The sequence below is a fragment of the Gluconacetobacter dulcium genome, from assembly GCF_014174165.1.
In the GTDB taxonomy this organism is placed as follows: domain Bacteria; phylum Pseudomonadota; class Alphaproteobacteria; order Acetobacterales; family Acetobacteraceae; genus Gluconacetobacter; species Gluconacetobacter dulcium.
Map to the genome: position 1 here is coordinate 125,697 of NZ_JABEQN010000011.1, position 6,379 is coordinate 132,075.

Sequence of the window (6,379 nt, forward strand, 5' to 3'; positions counted from 1 at the left end):
AATTTTCACTGAGAACTGACCCGGGGTTTTCATCGAGAATTGACCCGGCCTTTGAGTATCTCCCTTATGTTTTGGGAGGTGGTCAAGAGGGTGCTTTTTCCTTTCTGGCTTTTGGGGTGGCGGAGCTTGCGCGGAACCTGAAGCTGTCGTTTCCGGTTTCGAGGATATGACAGTGGTGGGTGAGGCGATCGAGCAGGGCCGTCGTCATCTTGAGATCACCGAAAACGTCGCCCCATTCGCCGAAGCTCAGATTGGTGGTGATGACGACGCTGGTGCGCTCGTAAAGGCTGCTGAGGAGATGGAACAGCAGAGCACCGCCGGATGCGCTGAACGGCAGGTATCCCAGTTCGTCGAGGATGACGAGATCGAGGCGCAGGAGACGGTCTGCGATCTGTCCGGCCCGGTTGGCGGCCTTTTCCTGCTCCAGGGCGTTGACGAGATCGACGGTGGACCAGAACCGCGCCTTTTTGCGGTGATGCTCGATCGCCTGTACGGCCAGCGCCGTTGCCAGATGGGTCTTGCCGGTGCCCTGTCCACCGATGAGCACGACGTTCTCGGCCCGGTCGATGAAATCCCCGCCATGGAGTTGGCGCACCATGGCCTCGTTGATTTCGGCGACGGAGAAGTCGAAGCCGGCCAGGTCCTTGTAGGCGGGGAGCTTGGCGGTCTTGGTCTGATAGGCGATGGAGCGCACCTCGCGCTCGGCCAACTCGGCTTTCAGGAGCTGGGAGAGGACAGGGATGGACGCCTCGAACGCCGGCGCGCCCTGCTCGGTCAGCTCGGCCGTGGCCTGGGCCATGCCATACATCCGCAGGCCGCGCAGCATGACGATCAGGGCTCCTGCCGCGGGGTCATGACGCATGGCGGCCCTCCCCGCGCAGTGCGTCATACCGCCTCGTATCGGCCCGGGGCTCGCGCTCCAGCACCAGCGCCTGCGGCGCGTCCAGCCTGGAGGCTCCCGTCTTCCTGGCGTCGGTCAGGCGGTGCAGCGTGTTGAGGACGTGGGTCTCGGTGGCCACCCCCTCCTCGAGCGCGAGTTCGATCGCGCAGAGCACGGCCTGCTCGTCATGATGCAGCACCAGGGCCAGGATCTCCGCCATCTCGCGGTCGCCCCCGGCGCGCCGGAGCAGATGCGCCTGCAAGGTGCGGAACGCCCCGGGCAATTCGGCGAACGGCGCGCCGTTGCGCAACGCGCCCGGTTTGCGCTGGATCACCGCCAGATAATGCCGCCAGTCATACACCGTGCGGCCCGGCACGCCGTGGGACCGCTCGACGATCCGGCGATGCTCGCACAGGATCCGGCCTTCGGCGGCGATCACCAGCCGGTCGTGGTAGACGCGCAGGCTGACCGGCCGATTGGCAAAGGAGGCCGGCACGCTGTAACGATTGGTCTCGAACTGCACGAGGCAGGTCGGACCGACCCGCTTGGCGTGCTCGACGAACCCGTCGAACGGGCGGCCAAAGACCATCAGGTGCGGCACTTCCCCCGCATGGGCCTTGGCGATGCTGCCGGGCAGATCGACATGCCGCAACTCGACCCAACGCGCCAGACACCGCGTCTCGAGCCAGGCGTTCAGCGCAGCCAAGTCTGGAAAATGCGGCATCTCCTGCCAGATCTGCCGCCGCGCGTCCTGGACAGTCTTCTCAATCTGCCCCTTTTCCCAGCCCGCCGCCGGATTGCAGAATTCCGCCTCGAACAGGTAATGGCTCACCATCGCCGAGAAGCGCAGGTTGACCTGGCGCGCCTTGCCCGGGCCGACCCGGTCCACGGCGGTCTTCATGTTGTCGAAGATGCCCCGGCGCGGAACGCCGCCAAGCACGCGGAACGCCTCGCCCAGCGCATCGAACAGCATCTCGTGGGTCTGCAGCGGATAGGCCCGCAGAATGAACGCCCGACTGTAGGACAGCTTGGTATGGGCAACCTGAAGCTTCACCCGCCGACCGCCGATTGTCGCCCAATCCTCGCCCCAGTCGAACTGGAACGCCTCTCCGGGCGCAAAGCGCAGGGGAACGAACACCCCGCGCCCCGTCGTCTGCTTCGCCTGTTGCCGCTCCGTCTTCCAGTCCCGGATGAACGCCGCCACGCGGGCATAAGAGCCATCATAGCCCAGCGCCACAAGATCAGAATGAAGGCGGCGCCCCGTGCGGCACTGCTTGCGCGACTTCGCCGCCTCCAGAAACAGCCAGCCCTCCAGCTTCTCGGAAAACGGGTCCAGACGGCTCGGACGCTCTGGAACCTTGAACTTCACTTCCGCCGTCTCCGCCCGGAGATATTTGCGGATCGTGTTGCGCGACAGCTTCGTCCGGCGCTCGATCTCGCGGATCGGCAGATGTTCCCGATAATGCCTCCGACGGATCACACTCGATAACTCCATGCTGATCACTCCTCATCTCCGCGGACCAATGCGCCGGGGCCAGTGTCAGACACGGGTCAAATCCTAATGAAAATTACCGCCCAAAAAGGGTCACTTCTCAACGCGAATCAACAGGGATAATTATTTTATATCCAGAATTATTTTCAGAAATCAGCAGCGACTGCAAAGCGGAACGTACGAGGAGCTGCCATTGTCATTGATCCTGCACTGGAATTACCACCGCCTGAATTCCAGTAGTGCGCATTGTTGGCGTTATCGACATTCAGAAAGAAGGTTATCTTTCCGTTTTTTGCCACAGGGTTACGCATCACATACCGTGTCCCAAGGTCAAGCCTTGTCCAACCAGGAATACTTCTACGCGGTACAGGCCGCTCAATATATTGGCTGCTGGTGTAAATTACATCTGCTGTAAAAGACAATCCTTTCACGAATGGAAAATTATAATTAAAGCCCATATTGAAATTAACGGGGGAAATATCGGAAGCCCTTTCACCATCATATTGACCACCGTCAGTATGGCGCAAGACAGGGTCAATCAACATTATGCCGCCAGTCACACTAAGCTCATGTATCAACTTCCCCGAAATATTTAGTTCCAAACCGCGATGGCGTTCATCTCCATCGATAGTTAATGTATTTTTATTTAAATCATGGACCGTACTAGGAACATCGACCTGAAACACATCAAATGTAGCAATAAATCTACCAATGTCACCTTTTATTCCCAACTCATATTGAGTCGTTTTATAAGGTGAAAAAATCTGCCCGCGGTTTGCATATGATGAATCGACTATTGTTCCTTGCTGCAAACCCTGTATCCAGTTTCCATAAAAAGACATATGTTTAAATGGTTTAAAAACAGCCGTAACGGCAGGGCTGAGCGCAGTTTTATCATAACGGCTTGTCACTTCACCATCGTCGATATTTTGCGATTGCACTCTTTGAACCCGCAAACCAGCCGTAATCTGTATACGCTTATCCAGCGCCGAAACAGTATCGGCAAATCCTAGACTGGATAGTGTGGAAAGGCTCCCTATCGGAATATGATGTGCCACAGACACTGTTGGGCGAGGCACTTTCAATCCTTGATAGATATTGACGCTATAATCAGGCCAATCATCTGGATAACCAGCCACCCAACCGCTCTCTGTCCAGTATCTATTGGCTGAAAATGCTATATCGTGTGTAATTGGCCCAGTTTTTTCTTGCGCCCGGATTCCAATATCCGCTACGATCGTCCTGCCCCGTAAAGCATCTGAAAATGGCCACCATGTGTGGCCATTACCTTGTTGGTCTGAGACTGCAATGCCAGAATAATATAGACTTGTTCCGTTAGTGTCATGCACACCAACACTCCCGTGAGCAGTAACATTCCGGAAAATGTCTACTTCACCTTTAAACACCCCAAAAATATCTTGATCTTCACTATAGGTCCACGATTGACCAAGATTGCGTTTAACTTGAGCAGCATCGGGGACGGGAACTCCGGAATCCAGAGACAAATAAGGAAGAATACCGTCAATTCTTCGATATTGGTAACCAAAATCAGCCGATAGACGAACATGTTTCAGCCTTACGTCACCACCAATCCCGACGAGTGCAGTTTTCATACCATTCCCGGAAATAGCAGTGGGGCCTGATCGAATCATACCATTGAGTCGAAGACCAAATTCTTTGTTTTTTCCAAATCTCCGTCCGATATCCCCGTGGCCGCCAAATTGAAGATTTGAGTTATAATCTGCTTCTATGAAAGTTATCGGTGTGTCGTGTGCTCTTTTTGGAACAATATTTACAGTTCCACCAACTCCGCCTCCCGGTGACATACCATTTAGTAGCGCGCCTGGCCCTTCCAGAATTTCGACACGTTCAGCAAATTCAGTTAGCGCTGCGCTGGCAGGAACTATACCGTATAGCCCGCCAAAGCTCATATCGAAACCACCAACATCGAAGCCGCGAATCTGGATTTTTTCTTGGCCTGGTGAACCCGTTCCCCACGTTCCTCTTACCGACGGCGTATCTTTCAGAGCATCTCGTATCGTTCTGATCTGACGATTTTGAATGAATTCCGCAGTATAACTTGTCTGATTGAAAGGTGTATCCATAATACTGCGATTTCCAAGAATACCAAGCTGACCACCATCAGCCACTTCTCCTCCAGAAAGAACTGGGGTCAGATTACCAATCATGGCTGTGGTCGGAAGAGCAGTTCCACCGACTCTTACGGGGCCAAGCATTATTGGCGATGCACCTTCGTTTCCTACAACGATCATTCGCCCATTGAGTCGATAGGATAAACCCGTGCCGCCAAGCATTTTCTGAATAGCTTGCGGCCACGTCATTTTACCACTAACGGCATTCGTACGAATGCCTTTTGCGATATTGCTGTCGACTGTCACCTGCACACCGGCCTGCCGTCCGAAAGCGATCAGCGCGTCAGAAAGACTCTCAGCAGGAATGGAAAACGGTTTGGCCGGGCTGACCTCCTCGCTATTCCCTTGTGCATGCAATACTGCCGTGGGGAGTGCTGCGACCAAGATTGTCGAAGCCAATAGAAGTACAATGCTATAGCCTCTCCCCCTAGCTAAGGGGCCGCTTCCAGTTCTCTGAAACATCCGTTTTTACCATCCGTTGAGGCTCTACGCGCAGACAATCGCAATTGCGTCGTATTCTTAGTTCCTACTTAAACAACGGATAGCTCCCGGCCATTTCCTCCCCTGAAACTATTTTTTTTCAAAAAAAATTATCCAGCAAAAAAACAGTTGCTCCAACCGGATAAACGTCAGCCGTCAGTCACCACCAGCAGCCAAGGAGACATACGGCGCACGTTGGCAGCGTGAGAAACCGCCAGTTCGCGAAGCGTTTGTTCCGGATGACGGAGATCGAACACTCCTGTCACTCTACGCTTAGCAAAGACGGGCGCATGAAGTAGAACGGCCCCGTGATAATAGTTTCGCAGTGCATTGATAACCTGTTCGGCGCTCTGATCGCGCACGATCAACGCTCCACTACGCCACGTCGCGACTTCCGTCGCATCGACGTGTTCATGTGCTACTATTCCCATATCTGGTACGTGGGCTGCCTCCCCGGCTTCAAGATCGAACGATACCGAGGAAGCAGCACTCACGCTGCGAACATTGACCTTGCCCTGCTCCACGGAGACCAGCGCACTATCTGTATTGCGTGCGACATCGAATGCCGTCCCCACATCCGTCACCGTCATATGATCTGTTGCGACTGAAAAAGGGTGCTCAGCGTTATGCACCACCTCAAAAAACGCTTCCCCACGCAACAGGCGCACATCACGCCGACCATTCCGAAATGCGAACGCTATAGCACTGCGCGGCGCAAGCATGACCTTCGAACCATCAGCAAGCGTTATGTCTCGCGTCTGGCCCGTGCCACTCATAGCATCCGCCTGCAAGCGGAGCGGTAGATCAGTGGACAAAACAACGACGGCAGCGAGCGAACAAACGGCGCACAGCGCACCGATCCAAACCCCTCGCGGTTTTATGGGCAGCCGGGACGGTGGAGGTATTACCCCCTGCTTACCAGGCCGGACAGTAGGTAAAGCCCGCTTCGTGCGCCCTTCAGTCGCATAGGACGACCAATGTTCTTGATGCTCCGCAGGGGCGCGGCCCACCAGATCATAAGCCCGGCGTGTTCTCTCCCATATTTCAGCATTGAACGACGTCTTGTGACACCATAGCTCAAACCGCTCCCGTACTATTTCATCGTCGAGATGCTCAGCAAGCACCAGCAACCATTCGGCTGCCTCGTTTTCCGCCTGTTCGCGTTCGGTGGGAGAAGTCATAACTGAACCTTGGAGAAGAAAGGAAGGCAACTGACCGCTAACCCGGATATCTCACACGAGTAGGTACATCGGGCTCTGAAAACGGCGAAAGTTCTTGTTGGAAAAGGAAAATCCGCGAGCGAGGCCAGAGACCCGATGCAGACAGAGTGTAGCGCAGGCCAATTGGCTTTTGGAGAGGTTTCCGGGCGTCGGA

General features: G+C 55.1%; 4 protein-coding genes. All 4 read right to left on the bottom strand.

Annotated features, from left to right (window positions below):
- Positions 1–82: 82 nt before the first annotated feature.
- Complete coding sequence (gene istB, locus HLH25_RS10655) at positions 83–862, bottom strand: IS21-like element helper ATPase IstB (protein ID WP_182974031.1); 780 nt, start codon at positions 860–862, stop codon at positions 83–85.
- Positions 852–2,375 carry an IS21 family transposase gene (gene istA, locus HLH25_RS10660; protein WP_182974032.1) on the bottom strand — a complete coding sequence of 508 codons (1,524 nt, stop codon included), beginning with the start codon at positions 2,373–2,375 and terminating at the stop codon, positions 852–854. Before istA ends, istB begins: the two co-directional genes overlap by 11 nt.
- A gap of 143 nt (positions 2,376–2,518) precedes the next feature.
- Positions 2,519–4,909 (bottom strand): TonB-dependent receptor, encoded by a 2,391-nt coding sequence (locus tag HLH25_RS10665; protein ID WP_182974033.1) that lies wholly within the window; start codon positions 4,907–4,909, stop codon positions 2,519–2,521.
- A gap of 245 nt (positions 4,910–5,154) precedes the next feature.
- Entirely contained in the window at positions 5,155–6,186 is a 1,032-nt protein-coding gene (locus tag HLH25_RS10670; protein WP_182974034.1) for a FecR family protein, read from the bottom strand.
- Positions 6,187–6,379 lie beyond the last annotated feature (193 nt).